Below are 20,915 nucleotides of genomic sequence, written 5' to 3'. Positions count from 1 at the left end.
CATTTTAGCATTCTCAGAAATGTTGACAATGGGTAATATGCCTAATTATGATGATTAATCATTCATTTCCTTTAAGGTAGCTAATGCTGAAGGTGATAAACGACTAAGATAGCGGAATATCCAATATTTAACTATAGTGTCTAAAATTACAGGAAATGTGGCAATAAACATAAAGATATAATTCCTATTTGCTGGTAAACCTAAGTGTTCTGTAAATCCTTCCAGAATTACTTCCCAACCATGGGGTGAGTGAAAGCCGACAAATACATCTGTAGATAGGATAATTAAAAAAGCTTTAGCACTATCGCTTAAGCCATAAACAACTTGATCTATAAAGTGTTGAAGAGAAATAATATCTTTTGCACTAAAAACAATAACCAATGCAAAAGCAATTAAGGCTATAATATCAGCAAAGATATTACTAATGGCATTGGTACTTTTATGTTGAAATTCTGCTGCTAGTTCTATGGCTTTGGCTTTAATCTTGGATTCTCGATTTTCTGGAGAAATTTTAGTTTCTGAATCCAGTAAACTTTCAAACTTTAATTTTGCTGTAAATATTTTTAATTCATGAAAGGCTTTTTCTTCCATTTCTTGATTAAGAAAAATTTGCCCGGAGTGATCGTTTCTCAGATTTTCTACTATGGGAAGAATAAACAGCCGTTTGGATAGGTGATGAGTTAGCAGGGGAATTATTATCAATAATAATAAGAATTTGACGGCTATAGTTGTCCTCTGTCTGGATATTTGATATTTTTTAATAAATTCTTGATCTGCATTTGGAGATATATCACTGAGAATTTTCTGGAATGTTTTCCCGATTGATTTGGGAAATATGCCCGTTTTTAAGAATATAAATGGTTGAGAGGAAACATCTTGATTAGATCGTGATGATTTTTTCATAGTTAGGATAAATCAGAGGTTAGATGTAGCCATGATCAATGCCTACAACTATAACAATTAAAAAGGTTGATGTTCAACTATAAAATAAATACCATTTTATTGTAGTGTATTACCAGTTTGATCTAATTTAACTGAGAGGGTGGTTGAAAATTTAGAACAATTGTAAAAACACCTCTCAGTATAGGCTAAAGGCGTGATTTGTCAAAAAATCTTAATATATTTTCCTAATTGAAGTAGGATGGTTATATTTAGTGTAAAAATATTCCTACTGAAAACTTGCTGCAAAAGAAAAATTATGACTATGTATCCTAACCTCAACCGGGCATTTTCTCATCCTGTGCTAAAAGTAATTAGCGGTTTGAATAACTTCAATGCTGCTAGTGTGGCTGCGACTGTAAAAGCGGCTGATTTGGGTGGTGCTACTTTTGTGGATATTGCTGCTGATGTGGATTTGGTAAGATTGGCGAAAAACTTGACTAAGTTACCTATTTGTGTATCTGCGGTTGAACCGGAGAAGTTTGTCACTGCTGTGGCTGCTGGCGCTGATTTGATTGAAATTGGTAATTTTGATTCTTTCTATGCCCAAGGACGCAGATTTGAAGCTGCTGAGGTTTTGGAACTAACTCGCCAAACCCGTGCCTTGCTGCCAGAAATTACCCTATCTGTAACTGTTCCCCATATTCTTACCTTAGACCAACAGGTACAATTGGCTGAAGATTTGGTGAAAGCGGGTGCTGATATTATTCAAACTGAAGGTGGTACTAGCAGCAATCCCATTCACTCCGGTACTTTGGGTTTAATTGAAAAGGCTGCTCCTACTTTAGCCGCTGCTTATGAAATTGCTCGTGCGGTTTCTGTGCCTGTACTGTGTGCTTCTGGTATTTCTAGTGTTACTGCACCTCTAGCGATCGCCTCTGGTGCATCTGGTGTTGGTGTCGGTTCTGCTATTAACCAACTCAATAGCGAAATCGCCATGATTGCTGCTGTGCGTAGTTTAGTAGAAGCTTTAGCAACTGCAAATACTCGCACATTTGCTTAAGAAGTAAAAGGCAAGAGGCAAGAGGCAAGAGGCAAGAGGCAAGAGGCAAGAGGCAAGAGGCAAGAGGCAAGAGTAAAGAGGCAAGAGGCAAGAGGCAAGAGGCAAGAGGCAAGAGGCAAGAGGCAAGAGTAAAGAGTAAAGATATTCTCCGCTGCCCCCCTGCCCCCTGCTTCTTCTCACCCCGACAATTCAAGATAAACAATTTTTCAACGTATCAATGACTTTATCTTGTTGTTCTTGCTCCAATTCGGGGAACATGGGTAAAGATAAAACCTCTTGACTTGCTTGCTCTGCTGCTGGTAATTGTCCTAGTTGATAACCTAAATTTTTATACACTGGCTGCAAATGTAAGGGTAAGGGATAGTAAATCATGGAATTAACCCCCTGTTCCTGCATTTGATTTTTTACGGAATCTCGATATTTACCACTGGCACCATTGCGTCTTTCTCCAGAAATCCGAATAGTGTATTGATTCCAAACACCAACTCCCCCAGGAAATTCTTGGGGGACAATAATATCAGAAACTTGGCTGAGGTGTTGGTAATAATAATCAGCGATTTGCTTACGTCTAGAGTTCCAAAGATCAAGATAGCGCAGTTTAATTTGCAGAATTACGGCTTGAATGGCATCTAAACGACTGTTGACACCGATTTCCTCATGAATATATCTTACTTTACTCCCATGTTCTCGCAAAACTCGTAGTTGAGTAGCGATCGCTGGATCATTCGTGGTAATTGCCCCACCATCACCGCAACCACCAAGATTTTTGGTAGGGTAGAAACTAAAACAACCAATATGTCCAATACTCCCAACTTTTTGATTTTCCCAACTTGCACCGGTAGCCTGAGCGCAATCTTCAATTACTCTTAAATTATGAGCTTTGGCAATCTCCATTAATCCTGTCATATCCACAGGGAGTCCAAATAAATGCACTGGCATAATTGCCTTGGTTTTTGATGTAATCGCTGCTGCTACTTTTTCTACATCTAAATTAAATGTAGTCGCATCAATATCTACAAATACTGGTATTGCCCCGACAGCGCTGATAACTTCCGTTGTCGCAAAAAAAGTAAAGGGTGTGGTAATAACTTCATCACCTGCCCCAATTCCTAAAGCGCGTAATGCTAAAAATAGAGCATCAGTACCAGAGTTACAAGCTACGCATTCACTGACACCATGATAATCTGCAAATTGTTGTTCAAAATCTGTAACTGCTGGACCACCAATATAACGCCCAGAAGCCAGAACCGCCAAGACAGCAGCACTTACCTCAGTTTCAATGGTGGCATATTGTTGTTTAATATCAAAGGCGGGAATCGAATTTACACTTTTAATCATGAGTTTTTATTTGTAAAGGAGTCAGGAGTAAGAAGTCAGGAGTCAGGAGTCAGAAAGAAGATTTTTCCCTTCCCTCTCCTGCGACAACCCGATTTAATTTTTTCAACTACTTATGCTAAAGTTTTCAATCGTTAAGAGGTAGATAAATTATGCCAGAGCTAATCAAGTTAGATATGGTAGATTTGGCTTTAGCGATGGGTTTAATGGCGATCGCCATTGGCATATCGGCATGGGAGAAATTAGGACTAGAATTAAATTTAAGCGTAGCTACTGGTAGAACTATCCTCCAACTACTTGTACTAGGATACATTTTCGACTTCATTTTTGCCGTTAACAATGTTTGGGCGGTAGTGGGAATTTTAGCAATAATTCTGACAATTACTGCAATTATTACTCGCAACCGCATCAGTCAAAAAATTCCACAAGTCTTACCTTTAGCTGGAAGTGCGATTTTTGTCAGCACCTCCTTAACATTGCTTTACACCAATTTTTTGATTATTCAACCAGAAAGATGGTATGAACCACGTTATATCATTCCTTTAGCTGGTATATTGCTGAGTAATGCCATGAATGCAGCCGCAATAGCCGGAGAACGTTTAGTTAGTAGTATCAACCAATTTCCCACAGAAATAGAAACCCATTTAAGTCTGGGTGCAACACCTGAACAGGCAATTAAGCCATACCGCAAAGAAGCGATTCGTGCTGCAATTATGCCGACTTTGAATCAAATGATGTTGATCGGTATGGTGACAATACCAACCTTCACCAATGGACAATTATTAGCCGGTATCACACCGCTAGAGGCTGTATCCTATGAGATTTTAATTATTTTTATGGTAGCTGTCACCAATTTGTTAACAACTATTTTAATTACCAAGGGTTTATGTCGGCAGTTTTTTAATTCTGCCATGCAGTTGGTTAGGTAATGGGTGATTGGCGAATAATTCTTGGTCAACAATTCGCAATATTACTGGAAGCTGAAGGTAAGTAAGGTTAAAATTACAAGCAATGTCTAAATCTGAAGTAGAACTGTCAACCACCCATCACTTCCCTTCGGGTAAGTGAGGGCTTGTAAAAGCCTAGTTGACCAGACTCAGTTCTTAACTGAACTACGTTAGAGGTAAGAGTTAAAGACCTACCAGGGGATGCGTAGCTAGTTCCCTGCTCTAGAACTTAAAAGTTAAACAGGCTTAAGGGTTAAACCAGTGCTTTTAAGATAGTTACCGACCTCTAACATTGTCAAAGCTAACATTACCCCAGAAATGGGAGGCTCTTCGGAGCAAAATATTCTGTCCAAAGTATTTGTTTTAGACACTGAAAAAAGACCACTCTTTCCTAATTAATCCAGTAAATCAATTCACAAAGACAGTTACGAATCGAATATGGAAAATCAAAGATTTGTTAATTGCTCAACTGTCCCTTTCATTGTTTGTGTTGGCGCACAAAATTACTCAAGGGACGTTTCACAATTAACCCTCCATTCCTCCCATCACCAAACTGAGTACAGTTTTGGTGGGGGTCTCCTGGAGGTTTAGATGAAGACGGCTGAAAAACTGGCTGCTGGTTGGCTACTCACACTTGGATTCATGTTTTTGGCAATATCAGTTTCAGAAATCATAGATAAATCAGCGCAATCAGGAGTAATAGTATATCCGGTGGAGGGGGAACAGGTATTTTCTGCTCCCAATGCGGTTCAGAATAGCAAAGATACTATTGTAGGCGGAATAATTTTTGGTGTTCCTAGCGCGATATTGGGGAGTTGGTTAGCATTAGGTTTGTATAAACAAAGTCAACAAGAGAAAAAAGCCTTAAAACAAGAAAACAGTGAACAATTGCAAGCCCAATTTTATCAAATGCTACTACAAAATCAAGGAAGAGTAACTTTGTTAAATTTTGCCATGCAGTCCCAATTACCGGCAGCGGAAGCTAAACAATATTTAGATAAGAAAGCTAAAGAATTTAATGCGAATTTTCAAGTAACTGAAGAAGGGGCTGTATCATATCATTTTGATGTTTAATAGGTCAGATGACACAGTTTTTCTTAACTATAGCCGCCATTTTTGGCGGTTTATCTGTTGCTGGTGGTGCCTTTGGCGCTCATGCTTTGCGGGAAAAAATTAGCGATGCCTTCGGCGAGCGCAGCTATCGCTCTTTAGAAATATTTGACACTGGCGCTCGTTATCAAATGTATCACGCTCTGGCGCTTTTGTTAGTCGCCATCCTCATGAGTCGTTTAGAAAGTCCCCCGACGACGCTTTTAGTTAGTGGTTGGTTATTTATAATTGGTGTGGTAATTTTTTCCGGCAGCTTATATGCTATCAGTTTAACGGGTATTAAGTCTTTAGGCGCAGTTGCCCCATTAGGAGGATTGGCATTAATGCTGGGTTGGGCTGCTTTAGCTGTGGCTGGTGCAACTATCAAGTTTTAATCCGTAATAAATGGGAAATGGAGTCTAAATTATCACTCAAATTACCCCAATTTCTCCTGCCCGTTACCTTTTCTATCTTAATAGATTGAAAAATAGTATCGTCAGTTGGTGACATCAAGTAGGTAAAATATTACCGCAGTCTTAATAAAAAAGGTGTAGCCAGCACGTGAAGATATTTGTATATCACACTCCCGAATTGACCCCAACTGATACAGTTCCAGAATGTGCGATCGCCGTTGATGTTCTGCGAGCAACTAGTACAATGGCTACGGTTTTAGCCGCTGGGGGCGAAGCTGTGCAGGTTTTCAGTGATTTAAATCAACTCATGGAAGTAAGTGAAAAATGGCCTCCAGAAAAGCGACTCAGGGCTGGAGAACGGGGTGGAGCTAAAGTAGCTGGTTTTGAGTTGGGTAACTCACCCTTAGATTGCACACCAGAATTAGTCGCTGGGAAAAGGTTATTTATTAGTACCACCAATGGGACAAGGGCTTTACAACGAATCCAAAATGCCCCCATTGTCCTGGCAGCAGCTTTGATTAATCGGGCAGCCGTAGTTAAATTTCTCTTAGAAAAGCAACCGGAAACTGTCTGGATTGTGGGTTCTGGTTGGGAGGGAAGTTATTCCTTAGAGGATACAGTATGTGCAGGGGCGATCGCTCATAGTATTTGCCAACAAACTAATTGTTCCCTCGCAGAAATCGGTGGTAATGATGAGACGATTAGTGCGATCGCTCTTTACTCCCAATGGCAAAATGACCTATTAGGACTACTGCATCAAGCTAGTCATGGTCAACGCTTATTACGTTTAGAATGTTTAGAAGATCTGAAATATTGTTCCCAAACTGATACTTTAGATATTTTACCGATTCAGCAAGAACCAGGAGTATTAAAAAGTCAAAACAACTAACAAGTCAGGAGGTAGGGGCGCAGGGCCTGCGCCCAGTCAGGATTCAGGAGAAAGAAAGGAGAAAATTTCTTCCCCTCTCTCTTCTTTGGCAAATCAAACATAATAATCAGAAATTTTCATCCTGATAATCCTGAAATCCTGGACATCCTGATTCAGACAATTAATCCTGAAATCCTGGACATCCTGATTCAGACAAAGACACACCCAACCACCCGGCAAAATTCTCCATTTGTGTGAAAGAAGGATTTTCTACAACTTTAAGTTGATACTTGCCAGGAATTGATGCAGCTAGAGTAACAGAATAAGTCCGCAATTCATCTTGATGAAAAACAGTAACTTGAATAGAATCATCCGCTCGATAATCCTTCAAGCGTTCATTTAACTGATTTCCCACCCTAATACTATCAATCGCTAATAATTCATCTCCAGCATCAATTCCCGCAAATTGTGCCGGTGAACCCGCTTCCACAAACTTAATTATCTCCCGTCCATTTTCAGTATTTATCCTCACACCCAAATAAGGTTCTTCATTCTTTTCCTCAACTAATTGCAAACCAAAAGGTTGCAAATATTGATTAAAAGGTAAATCGTCCAAACCATGAAGATAGCGTTGAAAGAAATCTCTTAAATCCATACCCGCTACAGACTCAATCACACCCTCTAATTGTTCGGGAGTATAACCAACTTCATCCTTTCCAAACTCCTCCCACATTTGCCGCATCACATCATCCAAAGAACGCTGATTCCCATGATGAACGCGAATTAATAAATCTAATAACAGTGATACCATTTCCCCTTTGATATAATAGGAGATTTGGGAATTACCACTATTAGCATCTGGACGATAAAGTTTAATCCAAGCATCGAAACTTGACTCCGCCAAAGGTTGTACCTTGCGTCCTGGAGTCATTAAATATTTAGTAATTTCCTTACTCAAATAATTCAAATATGCCTTGGTATTATAAATACCTGCCCGTAAAGGAATAATTAAATCATAATAACTGGTTGTTCCCTCGCAAAACCACAAAGATGGTGTATAATTTTCCTGATCATAATCAAACACTTCCAAACCCAAAGGCCGAATTCTTTTAACATTCCATAAATGAAAGAATTCATGGGCTACCAATTGCAAAAACGGCTCATACTTATCCAGATTCTGAAATCCAAACCTTTGATAAATTAAAGAACAAGAATTTTTATGTTCTAAACCACCAAAACCCTGTTGAAGCAAATGCAGCAAAAATACATATCTATCATAAGGTAAACCACCAAACATTTGTGATTCTACCTCAATAATTTTTTGGCAATCAGCAATCATTTGCTGTGGTTGAAAATTTCCTTTTCCCCAAACTGCTAATTCATGAGGTTTTCCCAAAACTTCAAAATTGTATAATTGATGAAAACCAATTTCAAAAGGACAATCAACTAAAGTATCAAAATCAGCCGCGACAAAAGTATTTTTTGTTTCTGCAAATATTGGTAAACCAGTAGTTATTTGCCATTGAGGGTTAGCTGGAATCACCCGGATATATATGGGTAAACTTTCACAACCAGGGATTCTGAAAAATAACGCCGCCCCATTAAAATAACCGTGAGTAGCATCTAAATGATTTGTTCTGACTGTTAATTCATTAGCAAATACCCGATAATGAATAGTTACTTCCGAACTATCACCTTTTTCTACTTGCCAATGATTTTTACTAACTTTATGCCAAGACAAGGGTTTATGATCAGCAAAAGCTGCAAAATCTTGTAAATGTCTCTCATATTCCCGTACTAAATATGAACCAGGAGTCCACACAGGCATTTTTAAATCAAGAACTGCCGATGGATAGTTGACAATGTGTAAAGTCACCTCAAACAGATGGGTTTCTGGCTGAGACATTCCCACCAAGTAATGAATTTGTGGAGAGAGTTCTGAAATCATTTTGTGTGTTGAGTTTTGAGTTACTTATCCATAATCAACAGTCTATGGTTCATCGTCAAGTCCAGGCATATAAAATTAATAATATGATGTATTTATATGCAAGATTTGGGAAAAAACAAGCCAAGGAGTTACCAATTATGACAGTACCTTATGACGAACTGGTTTTTCAATCACCATATTTAGCTGTAGTGAAAGCAAAAAAACTGCTAGAGGAGGGGAAAATTAAAGAAGTTGATAATATTTTAGAGAGTTTAGCCGAGTCTATGGGGCGATCAGAAAAAAGAGCAGTAATTAATCAATTAACTCGATTGATACTGCATATAATTAAGTGGAAATGTCAACCGGAAAAACGTAGTGCTAGTTGGGTAATTTCTATTCGTTCAGCTAGGGCAGAAATTACTGCCAGTCAAGAAGAAATGCCAGGTCTCAATCGAGATTTTTTGGAATCAATTTGGGATAAGTGTTTTCTAGCTGCAAAACAGGATGCTAGAGATGAAATGGGCAAAAAACCAGATATTATTGCTTTAAGTTGGGATGAAGTTTTTAACGAAACTTATACACTTTGGGAAGATTAGAAAATTTCTATTTGGTAAAAAATCAGGTTATTTACAGCAGCTATCAGTAGTAAAACAGCCTCACTGCAAGGTTTTGTGATTAAAGGTTGTACCTCATTTACCCACAATATGCTGTATCTTGATTCTTGGCTGTTCCCTCTTTCCCAATCATTACACTTCATTGCGAAATAGGCAGTTAAGTAAAAAATATGATAACTTCTGATCTAGTCTAGTAGTCTGTCAACCCGAAAATGACAGGTGAAGGCAAGCAGGGGGAGAAGAGAGGCAGGGGGGCAGGGGAGGGAAGAAAAGAAGTTTTTTCCGATCATTACCCGTCAAAATAAATTTGACGAACTTCTAGTAAAGCAATTACAACTAATTCATCAAGGAGAACTCAGTGGCAATGGAATCAAATGTATTAACGGGCGCAACTGTAGATAACCAAGATATAAGCGAATACGTTGCTCATCTACAACTGCACATGACACTACAAGCTCGCAACTTGGTTCCCAACTTAGTTCCCAACTTCAAACAGACAATTCAAGATAGTCGTCAACAATTACTGCATCAAACCCAAGCGGAATTTGAAAAATTTGCTTCTCGCCAAGGTCTATAGATGTGAACTACCACACACTGACTTCGGTACAGTGTGGGCTTCCCAATTCATCGGGAGTTAGAGATAGGACGTAATTTACCATGACATACTAGACATAGCCAGACATTCGTGGTATGATAGGACAAGCAACAAACTTAGTTCTATCAGATGACAGACCCAAATCTTTCTCTGGTAACACTTACCTATCAGCTTGGTTTTCGCTTACGGTATTGGTGGTCAATAGCCTACGATTTTACCACAAAATTTTGGGGATTAGAACTGTTTAATCACAAGCGACGGAGCAGGGAACTGGCAACGCATTCGGTGGGTGTCGTGACTCAAATAACGGCTACCATGAGAGTAAACTCAGGGTGGTCTGGTCAGTACGGCTTGCTTGATTACTCTTGCAAGCCCAGTCACTTTAGGGCTGGGTTACTGACCCATCTAAATAGGGCTTGCTGATAGCGTAGCGTGGCGTTAGCCATACTCCTGGTAGCGCAGCGTGGCGTTAGCCATGCTCCTGAACTTCTGAACTCCTGAACTTACGGTGAATAGTTAAGAGTATTTTTAGTAGAATTACCATAGAATAGAAGCAGACATTGTGGTTTTCACCCCAAAGGTATACTCACAATTTCTGCTTTTTATATTTTTTTACTCATTTAGTTAAGAAAATCACTCTTGGGAAGCAAGACCTAAGAGCAAAAAGCCATTAAAATGATTGCAGTATTAGATCACCAATCATATTTTGTAAAGGTTAAATGGCGGCTTGAATCAAAATGACTTCACTACTCCCTCGAAACCTCAGCGTTGTTATCCGACCAGTCCAGCATAGGGATTTGGAAGGAATTGATCGCTTAACTCAAGAATCATTGTCCCATCTTTCTTCCCAAGAAACTGATGCGGCGATGCGGCAAATGCAATGGTTAAAACACTGGTATGGGTTACTCAAATTCTTAAGTTGGTTTCCTAATCCTTTACAGTACCGTTTCTGGGTCTATGTTGCCGAACAGGGAAGGATACTACTGGGAATGATTCAAGTCTCGCCTTTTAACCGAACTCGCAGCACTTGGCGAATTGATCGGGTGATGTTAGCGGGAACTGGCGATCGCCTGGGAGTAGGTTCACAACTACTGCGCCATTGCTTTGAATCTATTTTAGAAGCACGGACGTGGATATTAGAAGTTAATATTAATGACGTTGATGCCTTAGCACTGTATCGCCACAATGGATTTCAACGGCTGGCAGAAATGACATACTGGGAAATTAGTCCCCAGTTATTAGCAGAATTAATTCAAACCGAGCCAGATTTACCCAACCTCTTACCAGTCAGTAATGCTGATGCTCCCTTACTATATCAACTAGATACAGCATCAATGCCACCCCTGGTACGGCAAGTATTTGACCGGCACACCCACGATTTTAAAACCACTTTGTTTGGTGCTATTGGTGATGCCCTCAAGCAGTGGATGACAAAAACCGAAGTTGTTAGTGGTTACGTCTTTGAACCCCAGCGGAAAGCAGCCATTGGTTATTTTCAGGTGCAACTTGATCGCACAGGGACAAAACCCCATATCGCCACACTGACAGTTCATCCTGCCTATACTTGGTTGTATCCTGAACTATTATCTCAATTAGCCCGTATCGCCCAAGATTTCCCCCAACAGGGATTACAATTAGCTTCCTCCGACTATCAACCAGAAAGAGAAGAATATTTAGAGCGAATTGGGGCTAAACGCCAAGAACATACCCTAATCATGTCTCGTTCCGTCTGGCATAAACTACGAGAATCGAAATTTGTCTCCCTAGAAGGGATTCAGTGGCAGGAAATGTTACAAGGACTGCAACCAACCCGGAAGCCTATTCCTGGGGGGATGTCATGGATGCCGCAACCACAGCAGGTACAGCCAGAAAGAGCTACACCAGTTCAGTCGGAAATTGTAGCTTTCAATCATCAAAACCCTAATATGATAGACACACCTTGTCCATCAGATTCAGCTACAGATGAACCCTATGAGCAACAATAGCGTGATCTCCCAACAGCCATCAAAATCATTTATTTCCGCGTTGGGTGTGGATGTTGGTAGTAAACGCATTGGTTTAGCTGGGTGTGATGGCACAGGATTAATTGCTACGGGTATAACCACAATTGAGCGTAAGTCTTTTGTCGAAGATGTCGAGAAAATTCAGCAAATAGTCAATGAGCGACAAGTACAAATTCTCATTGTTGGTTTACCTTATTCAATGGATGGTTCTATCGGTTTTCAAGCCCGTCATGTCCAAAAATTTGCGGCTAGATTAGCAGAAGCACTGAAACTTCCTTTGGAATATATGGATGAAAGATTAACTTCTTATCAAGCAGAACAACTGCTAATAGCTGAAAATCGCTCTCCATCAAGAAATAAGGGTTTAATTGACCGTAAGGCTGCTGCATTGATTTTACAACAGTGGCTAGATGCTAGACGTAGTTCAGCAATGCGATCGGTAACATTTGCTGATGAGTGATCCCTTTTAACATGGTATTCTAAAAACTATTACTTCTATCTCTGAATTTATGGTTGACATCGGCTGTCATTTAGCGGTTCAATGATTTCCATATATAAGAGTATTGTTACAGTTACATAATTCAGCTATGTATTCATCTCCACTTCCTGAAGACAATGATCACGATTCCGAAAGTTCTCTGATTTTAACAGATGAGCTAAAACGAACACTAGAATGTTACATCGAGCATACCCTCGATGTAGAGGGAGAAAAATATGTTCTCCTTCTTCCTGTAGATTCACCAATAGAAATTTTTGCTTGGCAAGCCGATGGCGACGAAGAAGAAGCCGTTTTGGTGGAAGATGATGAAATCATAGACCAAATTTTCGGCACTGCTCAAGCTGTGCTTTCCGAGCAAAATCTAATTCTCAAGAATACTGCTTATGCTTTGACTGTAGCAGGTGAGTTACCTCCTGAAGATGAATCGAAATTCTTTACTTTAGAAATCGAAGATGAAGAAAATGGTTTAGAACCAGAGCAACTAATGGAAATTGCCACTTTTTATCATGATGAACAGGAGTATGCAATTTATACTCCCCTCGACCCCTTGCTCTTTTTTGCCAGAATTACGAAAACAGGTGAACCAGAATTACTTTCTCCTGAAGAGTTCCGTAAATTTCAACCCCTCTTAGAAGAACATCTTTTTAACGAAGTTGAGTAATTGGTAATTGGTAATTGGTAATTGGTAATTTAATTACTCTTGCCTTTTGCCTTTTGCCTTATTCAAAAATCTAAATTTAATTAGGGTTTGCTTAATAAATCTAAACCTCAAATTTTTTTTCTTCCTTTCTGACTCCTGAATCCTGACTGGGCGCAAGCCCTTCACAAAAAATTATGACTCGCAACCATCTATTAGAGCCTAACTTGATTTTAGCAGGTTCAGTTTTGACGCTGACACCAGATGTTATCCGACAATATGGGCTGAAAGGGCTAGTATTAGATGTGGATGAAACTTTAGTACCGATGACAACAAGTTCTACTTTCCCAGAATTGCAAGCATGGATAGAAGAAATTCGGGTTTGTACGACATTGTGGTTAGTTAGTAATAATTTAAGTGAAGCGCGAATTGGTGGCATTGCCCGTTCTCTTAATTTACCTTATTATTTGGGTGCGGCTAAACCTTCCCGACGGAAAATTCGGGCGGCGTTGCAGGAGATGAATTTACCTGTACATCAAGTGGGGATGGTAGGCGATCGCTTGTTTACAGATGTTTTAGCTGGTAATCGCTTGGGAATGTTTACAATTTTAGTTGAACCAATTATCCATCCCGATTTTACAGCCCTCCGTTCCCATCCTATCCGTAATATTGAAGTTTGGATATCAGAGATATTGGGTGCATCTATTACAGGTAAAGCTATTAAACATTAAAAATTGGGCGTTGCATAATTGAAGTATGAATTTATCCTCACGCAAAGGCGCAAAGGCGCAAAGGTAAGAGGTTTAAAAACATCTTTTTTTTGACTGAAGCTCTAAACTCAGCAACTTTTGTTTCTTATCTGTTCCCTTCTTTTATAACTTACCAGTTCCGTAACTGTACTCGTACTCAATTAAAATCACGAAAATAGCAGCCAGTCAAGCAGTTATTCATAAAAAATTTGTACCAGTTTTGTAAGTGGCACAAACTTGTAGAGACGACCGCCGTTTTTATCTAACTCCGCTGCCAAATTTTAATTGTTTTGTCCAAACTCCCACTGACTAACATTTCTCCAGAAGCAGTAAAGGATAAAGCTGTGACTGTATTAGCATGACCGGCAAATGTCCCTAATAATTCCCCAGATTGTAAATGCCACAATTTGATAGTTTTATCAGCACTACCACTAGCAATAATTTGTTCATCAGGACTTAAAGCAACTGTATTCACACTATCTCGATGTCCTTTGAGAGTGTGAACTAATTCCCCAGTAGCTAAATTCCAAACTCGAATAGTTTGATCTTGACTACCACTGACTAAAAATTTAGCATCAGCACTCATGGCTAGGGAACTAACAATATGAGAATGACCCATCAGGGTGTATATTGGTTGTGTATCTGGCAAATTTTTCTGATTGAGTGTTGAGGATGTTTCCCAAACTTTGATCTTCCGATAGCTACCTGTAATCAAAATTTTCCCATCTTGACTTAACACCATTGAATGGGCTGCTGTATCGTCTAAAGATAGAGTATTTTCGACTTGGCGATCGCGCAAGTTCCAAAACAAAATCTGGCGATCATGACCACCAGTTGCTAACATCTTACCATCAGGTGTAAACGCCACACAACGGACATCTCCATGATGTTTATGGAGAATATCAATTAGATCCAACGCCCCAGTATGCCAAATTTTAACGGTGGAATCTGCACCTACACTTACTAATGTTTGTCCATCGGTGCTAAAAGCCAGGGAATTAACCTCATCTACGTTGGCAGAAATAACCCAAGGATATTCTGATAATGTCTCGATTAATTCACCTTTTGATAAGTCCCATAATTTTGTTTCTCCCCTGCTACCACTAGCTAACATCGGGATTGTTTTCACATTTTTAGTTCCGGCATCTTGGACTACTAAAGTTTTGATAGCATAGGCTAAACAGTTAATACCTTTGGTATGTCCTTTTAATGTTTGCCAGCATTCCCAATCACCAACAATCTTCTTTTTGGGATGTTCTGGTGGTAAGGTTTGAATGGTTTCTACCATCATTTTCTCATCATTTATTGGCACATCATCTGGTTTACCACCCAGAGACTGTAAATACCAATTTAATCCTCCTGCATACAATAGGCTACTGGGAGTTAGATAAGTCTTTGAGTCTGAAAAATCTAGTTGATTTGTCGGTAAAAAACCAGTAATCACTGTTTGTTTGTGGTATCCTGACTGGGTATTTCCTGGATAAAACAAACACAAGAAAATCAATACTTGGTGGTTATTGATATCTTCTTGACTAACAGACCAACGAATTTTATCTTTTTTAATGCCATTAAAACTTTCTCCATCTGCTACGTGAATTTGAATACTTACTTTTGGGTTATTTGCTAACAAATAAGTAAACTTACTTTCACCGCGTAAATTTCCCTCATCATCCAAACCCATATTTTCTAAAGTGTCTTGTGGCACTTTTCTCACTAATTTTCCTAACCGTTCCGTAATCATCCAATCAACAATTTGTTCACGGACAAGATAATCTTCTGCTTGGCGTTGAAAATAAGTCGGAAAGGGAATGATCCAATCAGGATATTCCGGATATTCAGGTGGTATCGGTGGAGGGTTTTTGGCGAGGATTTCAGCTTGCTGACGAGAACATTCAAGAATTTTCGTTAATGAATCCCCCGCAAATGCCATTACCTCACTGTGATAACCTTTAACTCGACTTTCTAAAAGAGAAAGATCCGCCGTTTTCGGTTTTTTCACCCGGTTTAAGAAGTCAGTTTGTTGCGCTTTTAGTAAACTAATCCAATTCATCTGCATGATAGTGGCACACCATTGCATACCCAAGATAACTTATACTAATGCAATAATTACTCAATTTATAACTTCAGCCAAAATTTAGTAATCATTACAGTCTGATGGAATACAAAAACTAGCTAAATTTAATGGTAAACATTAAGCCCTACTGTGATTAAGCACTGCTTAACTTTATATAGCAGTTATTTTTAGGATGCAATACAATCGAGGACGGGAAAACCACGTCCCTACAGGCTTAACGATTTGCTGACTGGATCTCACAAAGAGTGCATACCGCTATATGGTAGGTTATGGGGATTTCGATGATTTCCATAAATTCTAACTAATCTAACTGATAATTTACTGTTTCTATAGAAACACTTCTGGCTAGAAAAATATTCAGAGGGAACAGGAAGCAATAGGGAACAGAAAAAACTCATGTTTAAAAACATGAGATTGAAATAATGACAAGTGGTATCCCGTAATTTTCATCACATTTTTACCCCCCTTTCCCTTTGTAAAGAGGGGTGACAATAAAAATCTAGTACAAAACGGCGTAAATAAACCAACCATTCTAAATCCTCCAAAAGCCTATACTGTCTTCATTTTGACTTTTGACTTTTGACTTCCGCCTTGCGGTACTAGTTCCCTCCCCTTTATAAGGGGAGGGTTAGGGAGGGGTAAAATATTCGATACAGCAATCATGACTTTTTAAACAGACTCTGAGAGAGTTTTTTGGCATCTATCTGATTTTTAAACACTTTCTTATTGATATGTTCAGCATAACTTTATTAAAAAAATAAATACTCTTGTCTATGGTTTGACTATTATAAAAATAGTTATTTTAATTATGGGAAGCATCAATATTTATTATCTACAAAACTTGAATTTTGTCTGGAATCAATTTTAAATTTATGAATCATAAAAAAAACCTAATCTCTTTAGAAAAAATCATCCCTAATAAATTGTTAAATCAGATACAATATATTCATTGTAGTTTAATTTCCTGGTGGATTTTGCATTGGGGAAGTCAGCCCTTGAAATTTTCTGAAAAATCAGCACTGGTTTTTTCTCCTCATCAAGACGATGAAACCTTTGGTTGTGGAGGGATGATTGCCCGTAAAAGAGAACAAGGAATACAAGTAGGTATAACTTTTTTAACTGACGGTAGAGGTTCTCATGGCTTAGATCCACTTATGCAAAATCAAGTTATCCAGATTCGTCAAAAAGAATCTTTGATGGCGTTAAATATTTTGGGAGTAAACCCTTCAGAGATTCATTTTTTAAATCACCAAGATGGCAGTTTAGCTTCTTTGAATATAGAGAAAAGACAACAGATAATTACTGAAATTTCAGAACTACTAAATTTATATCAACCGGGAGAGGTTTATGTGCCTCACCGTAAAGACTGTCATCAAGATCATGAAGCTACTTATAATTTAGTGAAAGAGGCAATTATCCAATCGCAAATTCATACAGAAATACTTCAATATCCTATTTGGGTATTTTGGCGATCGCCATTATTTATTCTGTTGAAGTTACAAGACATTGCAGCGGCTTATCGCTTATCAGTAACATCAGTAAAAGAGAAAAAACAAAAAGCTATTGCTGCCTATTCTTCACAGATTGAGATGTTACCTCGGGGATTTATTAACCGATTTTTATATTCGGAAGAAATATTTTTTAAATCCGAGTAAGGTAGGGACAGGGAAAACGCATCTGAAGATTTGCTATAAATAATTACAGTGGAGAAAATTTAAATGCGGATTCTACATATTACTAATCATGTTCAAAAAATCGGTAATGGAATTGTTAATGTTGCTGTAGATTTAGCTTGTTTACAAGCAGAAAGTGGTCTGGATATTGCTGTAGCTTCTGCTGGTGGAGAATATGAAAAATTATTAGCAGATCACGGTGTTGAACATTTTCATTTAAATCAATGTCGGACACCATTAAATCTGATTAAAGCTGCTTGGCATTATCGCCAAATTATTAAAGATTTTCAACCGGATATTGTTCATGTACACATGATGACAGGAGCGATTTTAGCAGGTATTTTTCGCAAGAATCGAGAATATCATTTAGTTTCTACTGTCCATAATGAGTTTCAACATAGTGCTATCCTCATGGGGTTAGCTGATCAGGTAATTGCAGTTAGTAAAGCAGTAGCTAATTCAATGATTAAACGGGGTATTCCACCTCAAAAATTGCGCGTGGTTAGTAATGGAACTTTAGGAAGTCCTCGACATAAAAAACTGGCAGATTATCAACCAGTAGAAATGCCACATCCATCTATAACTACTGTGGCTGGGATGTATACCCGCAAAGGTATTTATGAGTTAATTGAGGCATTTAAAATAGTTTCCTCAGACTTTCCGCAAGCACATTTGTATTTGGTAGGAGATGGTCCAGATCGTTCGATATTTGAGGCAATGGTGCAAAATACAGGTGTTAGTAATCGCATTCATTTTGAAGGATTTCAGGCAGAACCGCAACGCTATATGTTAGGAACAGATATCTTTGTTCTGGCTTCACATTGCGAATCTTTTGGCTTAGTGCTAACGGAAGCGCGGGAAGCTGGTTGTGCGATTATAGCCAGTGATGTAGATGGTATTCCTGAGACTTTAGATTATAGTCAAGCGGGGATTTTAGTGCCACCCAAGGATATTCCAGCCTTAGCTAATACTTTGACACAATTATTGAGCGATCGCCAACTTTTAAATCAGTGGAAATTCCGCGCCCAACAAAATCTAGAAAGATTTAGTGCAGCACGAGTGAATGAAGAAACACTAAGTGTATATCGTGAATTAATGAGAAAAGACAATATCATCAGAGTCATGGAAACCAGAGAATTAGCCAATCTTAATTAACTGCTGTTCGCTAATGTGCATCGCAATTCCTTTCTCGTAATAGGCAGCTTCATTAATAAAGATCGGATAAACAGTAGAATTTCCTTGATAGAAAATTTCTTCTCCTGTGAAAGTCATAAAAATAGGATCACCAGGATGCAAAGGTTCATAATCTTGGAACTGAAGTTGGGGATGAATCATCGCCTGAATTTCCCCTACTTCATTTCTCGGATAATCAATCACACCAATTGATTTATAAACTGTGAGTGTGTTATTTTTTGGTAAATCTTTTCCTTGATTATAGTCTTCAAAATAATCTAAAACACTATAAATAAGTTGTTCAGTTTGTTGAAATAATTCCGCATTTAAAATTCCTTGGGGTACAGCACCAACTTCAATCGCAAAACCTAAATCACACAAAGAACGTAGAAAACCACTACCTTGAGGTTGTTCATGAATATAAACCTTCACAGAAGGATTAACTGCACTCAAAACAGCAGCTAATTTCAGCAGAAAAGGATGCCAATTTCCCAGAATAATACATAATCCCATATTGGCAGTAGTTGTATGTACATCAATAATTGTATCTACAGATTCTTGATTTTCTGGTTGTAATATTTGTTGAATTTCTCTTGCCCTTAATTCTTCGTAACTTGAAATTTTTGAATTTGATAATTTATCTTGATTAAAGCAACGATTCAGATCTGTATCAATATATCTTGTCCGTGCAGCAATAGCTTTAGGATTACCAAGTAATGATAAAGTTTCAAAACTGCCTCGATGAATTAAATGGGGATATTGCTGAAACTTTTTCACCAAGTAAACTCCCGTTAACTCATTACCGTGATTTCCGCCGACAATCGCCACCCGATGAATTTGATTCATAAATACCTCATTTATAAGCAACTTAGCTATGAAAGTGAACACATTCTATCAGTCCATAGCCTTTTGTGCTGAGATGCTGCATAAATAATTTTCTCATAGTCCAGATGCCAATAGCAAGAGGAAGGGAGTATAATTAATGATGATAAATTCTGAGATATTCTTTAAAAACGGCAGAAAGAGTATATAGTTTTTGATCATTTTCTAATTTGGATACTAAAAATCTTCTTGTTAATGATTGTAACCCGTTAATTATATCCATTGATGACAATGATAAAAGTTGTTTTATCTCATCTCTAGATATAGGTTGATCATTTTGACTAATTTTCAATAATATCTCTTTTTCAACTTCAGATAATCTCATCCATATTAAATCAAACAGAGATTTAAAATCTTCTGTTAAAATTAAACTATTTTCTTTGATAAATTCGGCAACTTCACTCTGAAAGACATCTTTAATTAAAATACTGATATATTGTAAATATTTAGGATGACTTTCATATAAGTTAATTAAGTTTAACCAAGTTTCCTCATTTTTTAATCCTTGATTTTTTAATATCTCTGTAGCTGCATTATTTAAACCTGATAATTCTAAACAATGAATCGGATAAAGTTCACTATCTAAAGAAATCATTTCTTGGCATTTTTCCTGACTAATGAGAATTAAACAACTTTGATGTTCAATTTCTGTGATCATTTGGAGGAAGGTTTTATAATCTTGATATTCAGGTTTATATTGTCCTGCAAATTGACAATTAACAAAGATATTTTCTAAATCATCTAAAACAACTAAGCATTTTTTATTTTTAAAGATATTAAATAATTGTTTTAATTTATCATCTATGGTTGCTTTAGCTTCTTGTTGACAAACATTCAATAAATCATCAATAAGTAAATCTAGGGATTTAGGAAATTTTAAACTTCTCCAGATAATAACTTCAAATTGTTGGAGATTTAGATCAACAGATCTTTTCACAAGGGTAGTTTTACCAATTCCAGATAATCCTAACACAGAGATTAAATGAGTGTGTTGATTTAATATCCCATTAGATAAATAATCTAAATCTTTTTTTCTTCCGTAAAAACGAGTAATTTTAGGGGATAGCGTTAAATCATGGTAAGAGGATTTAGATTGTTCTATATTATTATTCTGTTGATAATGATTTGATGTTTGATTATTAGAACACCAATTAATATTATTTTTTTCAAAATTAATAATTCTAGATTTTGTAACTCTTTCTATAGTCCAACAAAAATTAGATTTATTAACATTTTGACCTAAACTTTCAGATAATATTTTAAATAGATTCCTACTTTCATCACCGATATAACCCTCATCATAATCATAAATATTGGCAATTTGTCTATAAGTTTTACCCTGAAATAGTTCCTCAATAATCTTTTTTTGCAGATCATCTAAATGTTTATCAGTCTTAGTAAATACTAAATTATCCACAAATTGTAAAATTTCTGTAACAGTCATAAAACTTAGATGAGTTAATCTTTGTAGCCATTATAACTCAATCTGTTTCCA

At 37.6% G+C, this 20,915-nt stretch carries 19 protein-coding genes; 13 read left to right on the top strand and 6 right to left on the bottom strand.

All coding sequences use genetic code 11. The features are described 5' to 3' along the window. Nucleotides 1–54: 54 nt before the first annotated feature. The gene (locus AA650_RS23730) at nucleotides 55–903 is read right to left on the bottom strand and encodes a hypothetical protein (RefSeq protein ID WP_053540908.1); all 849 of its coding nucleotides are present in this window, start codon (nucleotides 901–903) and stop codon (nucleotides 55–57) included. 295 nt (nucleotides 904–1,198) lie between these two features. Here AA650_RS23730 and AA650_RS23725 point away from each other — a divergent pair, with 295 nt between their 5' ends. After that, nucleotides 1,199–1,942, top strand: coding sequence for a DUF561 domain-containing protein (locus tag AA650_RS23725; RefSeq protein WP_053540907.1), 744 nt, complete (start codon nucleotides 1,199–1,201; stop codon nucleotides 1,940–1,942). A 189-nt stretch (nucleotides 1,943–2,131) separates the two neighbouring features. Here AA650_RS23725 and AA650_RS23720 read toward each other — a convergent pair whose 3' ends face one another. Further along, nucleotides 2,132–3,280, bottom strand: a complete 1,149-nt coding sequence (locus AA650_RS23720; RefSeq protein ID WP_053540906.1) for a DegT/DnrJ/EryC1/StrS family aminotransferase — start codon at nucleotides 3,278–3,280, stop codon at nucleotides 2,132–2,134. 149 nt (nucleotides 3,281–3,429) lie between these two features. On the opposite strand from AA650_RS23720, the gene AA650_RS23715 reads away from it, so the two are divergent. From AA650_RS23715 to AA650_RS23700, 4 genes are all read left to right on the top strand, one after another. Further along, a complete protein-coding gene (locus AA650_RS23715) occupies nucleotides 3,430–4,206 on the top strand; it encodes an ABC transporter permease (RefSeq protein WP_027403049.1) in 777 nt (258 codons plus the stop codon). A 609-nt stretch (nucleotides 4,207–4,815) separates the two neighbouring features. After that, nucleotides 4,816–5,298, top strand: coding sequence for a hypothetical protein (locus AA650_RS23710; RefSeq protein WP_053540905.1), 483 nt, complete (start codon nucleotides 4,816–4,818; stop codon nucleotides 5,296–5,298). 8 nt (nucleotides 5,299–5,306) lie between these two features. Beyond that, nucleotides 5,307–5,708 (top strand): DUF423 domain-containing protein, encoded by a 402-nt coding sequence (locus tag AA650_RS23705; protein WP_053540904.1) that lies wholly within the window; start codon nucleotides 5,307–5,309, stop codon nucleotides 5,706–5,708. A 166-nt stretch (nucleotides 5,709–5,874) separates the two neighbouring features. After that, nucleotides 5,875–6,615 (top strand): 2-phosphosulfolactate phosphatase family protein, encoded by a 741-nt coding sequence (locus AA650_RS23700; protein ID WP_053540903.1) that lies wholly within the window; start codon nucleotides 5,875–5,877, stop codon nucleotides 6,613–6,615. Between the two features lie 160 nt (nucleotides 6,616–6,775). Here AA650_RS23700 and AA650_RS23695 read toward each other — a convergent pair whose 3' ends face one another. Continuing rightward, nucleotides 6,776–8,542: a M61 family metallopeptidase gene (locus AA650_RS23695; protein WP_053540902.1), complete on the bottom strand. Its 1,767-nt coding sequence runs from the start codon at nucleotides 8,540–8,542 to the stop codon at nucleotides 6,776–6,778. Nucleotides 8,543–8,586: 44 nt separating this feature from the next. Between AA650_RS23695 and AA650_RS23690 the strand changes: the two genes are divergently transcribed. The 6 genes from AA650_RS23690 to AA650_RS23665 all read left to right on the top strand — a co-directional run bounded on the left by AA650_RS23690 (nucleotide 8,587) and on the right by AA650_RS23665 (nucleotide 13,600). Next, the gene (locus AA650_RS23690) at nucleotides 8,587–9,117 is read left to right on the top strand and encodes a DUF29 domain-containing protein (RefSeq protein WP_234413251.1); all 531 of its coding nucleotides are present in this window, start codon (nucleotides 8,587–8,589) and stop codon (nucleotides 9,115–9,117) included. A 382-nt stretch (nucleotides 9,118–9,499) separates the two neighbouring features. After that, nucleotides 9,500–9,712 carry a hypothetical protein gene (locus AA650_RS23685; RefSeq protein ID WP_039200714.1) on the top strand — a complete coding sequence of 71 codons (213 nt, stop codon included), beginning with the start codon at nucleotides 9,500–9,502 and terminating at the stop codon, nucleotides 9,710–9,712. A 755-nt stretch (nucleotides 9,713–10,467) separates the two neighbouring features. Next, entirely contained in the window at nucleotides 10,468–11,715 is a 1,248-nt protein-coding gene (locus AA650_RS23680; RefSeq protein ID WP_053540901.1) for a GNAT family N-acetyltransferase, read from the top strand. After that, a complete protein-coding gene (gene ruvX / locus AA650_RS23675; protein ID WP_053540900.1) occupies nucleotides 11,702–12,193 on the top strand; it encodes a Holliday junction resolvase RuvX in 492 nt (163 codons plus the stop codon). Before AA650_RS23680 ends, ruvX begins: the two co-directional genes overlap by 14 nt. Before the next feature lie 127 nt (nucleotides 12,194–12,320). Next, a complete protein-coding gene (locus AA650_RS23670; protein ID WP_027403039.1) occupies nucleotides 12,321–12,893 on the top strand; it encodes a DUF3727 domain-containing protein in 573 nt (190 codons plus the stop codon). 173 nt (nucleotides 12,894–13,066) lie between these two features. Next, the gene (locus AA650_RS23665; RefSeq protein WP_053540899.1) at nucleotides 13,067–13,600 is read left to right on the top strand and encodes a YqeG family HAD IIIA-type phosphatase; all 534 of its coding nucleotides are present in this window, start codon (nucleotides 13,067–13,069) and stop codon (nucleotides 13,598–13,600) included. A 280-nt stretch (nucleotides 13,601–13,880) separates the two neighbouring features. On the opposite strand, the gene AA650_RS23660 is transcribed toward AA650_RS23665, so the two are convergent. Further along, nucleotides 13,881–15,674: a WD40 repeat domain-containing protein gene (locus AA650_RS23660; protein WP_053541391.1), complete on the bottom strand. Its 1,794-nt coding sequence runs from the start codon at nucleotides 15,672–15,674 to the stop codon at nucleotides 13,881–13,883. Between the two features lie 890 nt (nucleotides 15,675–16,564). Here AA650_RS23660 and AA650_RS23655 point away from each other — a divergent pair. After that, entirely contained in the window at nucleotides 16,565–17,347 is a 783-nt protein-coding gene (locus tag AA650_RS23655; protein WP_053540898.1) for a PIG-L deacetylase family protein, read from the top strand. A gap of 63 nt (nucleotides 17,348–17,410) precedes the next feature. After that, on the top strand, nucleotides 17,411–18,520 hold the full coding sequence (locus AA650_RS23650) for a glycosyltransferase family 4 protein (RefSeq protein ID WP_053540897.1): 1,110 nt from the start codon (nucleotides 17,411–17,413) through the stop codon (nucleotides 18,518–18,520). Here the strand turns inward: AA650_RS23650 and AA650_RS23645 are convergent. Both AA650_RS23645 and AA650_RS23640 read right to left on the bottom strand, forming a co-directional pair. Then, a complete protein-coding gene (locus tag AA650_RS23645; protein WP_053540896.1) occupies nucleotides 18,503–19,384 on the bottom strand; it encodes an aspartoacylase in 882 nt (293 codons plus the stop codon). The genes AA650_RS23650 and AA650_RS23645 overlap by 18 nt on opposite strands. Before the next feature lie 133 nt (nucleotides 19,385–19,517). Next, on the bottom strand, nucleotides 19,518–20,864 hold the full coding sequence (locus AA650_RS23640; RefSeq protein ID WP_053540895.1) for an nSTAND1 domain-containing NTPase: 1,347 nt from the start codon (nucleotides 20,862–20,864) through the stop codon (nucleotides 19,518–19,520). Nucleotides 20,865–20,915: the final 51 nt, after the last annotated feature.

The sequence above is a fragment of the Anabaena sp. WA102 genome (assembly GCF_001277295.1).
GTDB lineage: Bacteria > Cyanobacteriota > Cyanobacteriia > Cyanobacteriales > Nostocaceae > Dolichospermum > Dolichospermum heterosporum.
This window is presented reverse-complemented; position numbering and strand designations above follow the sequence as displayed.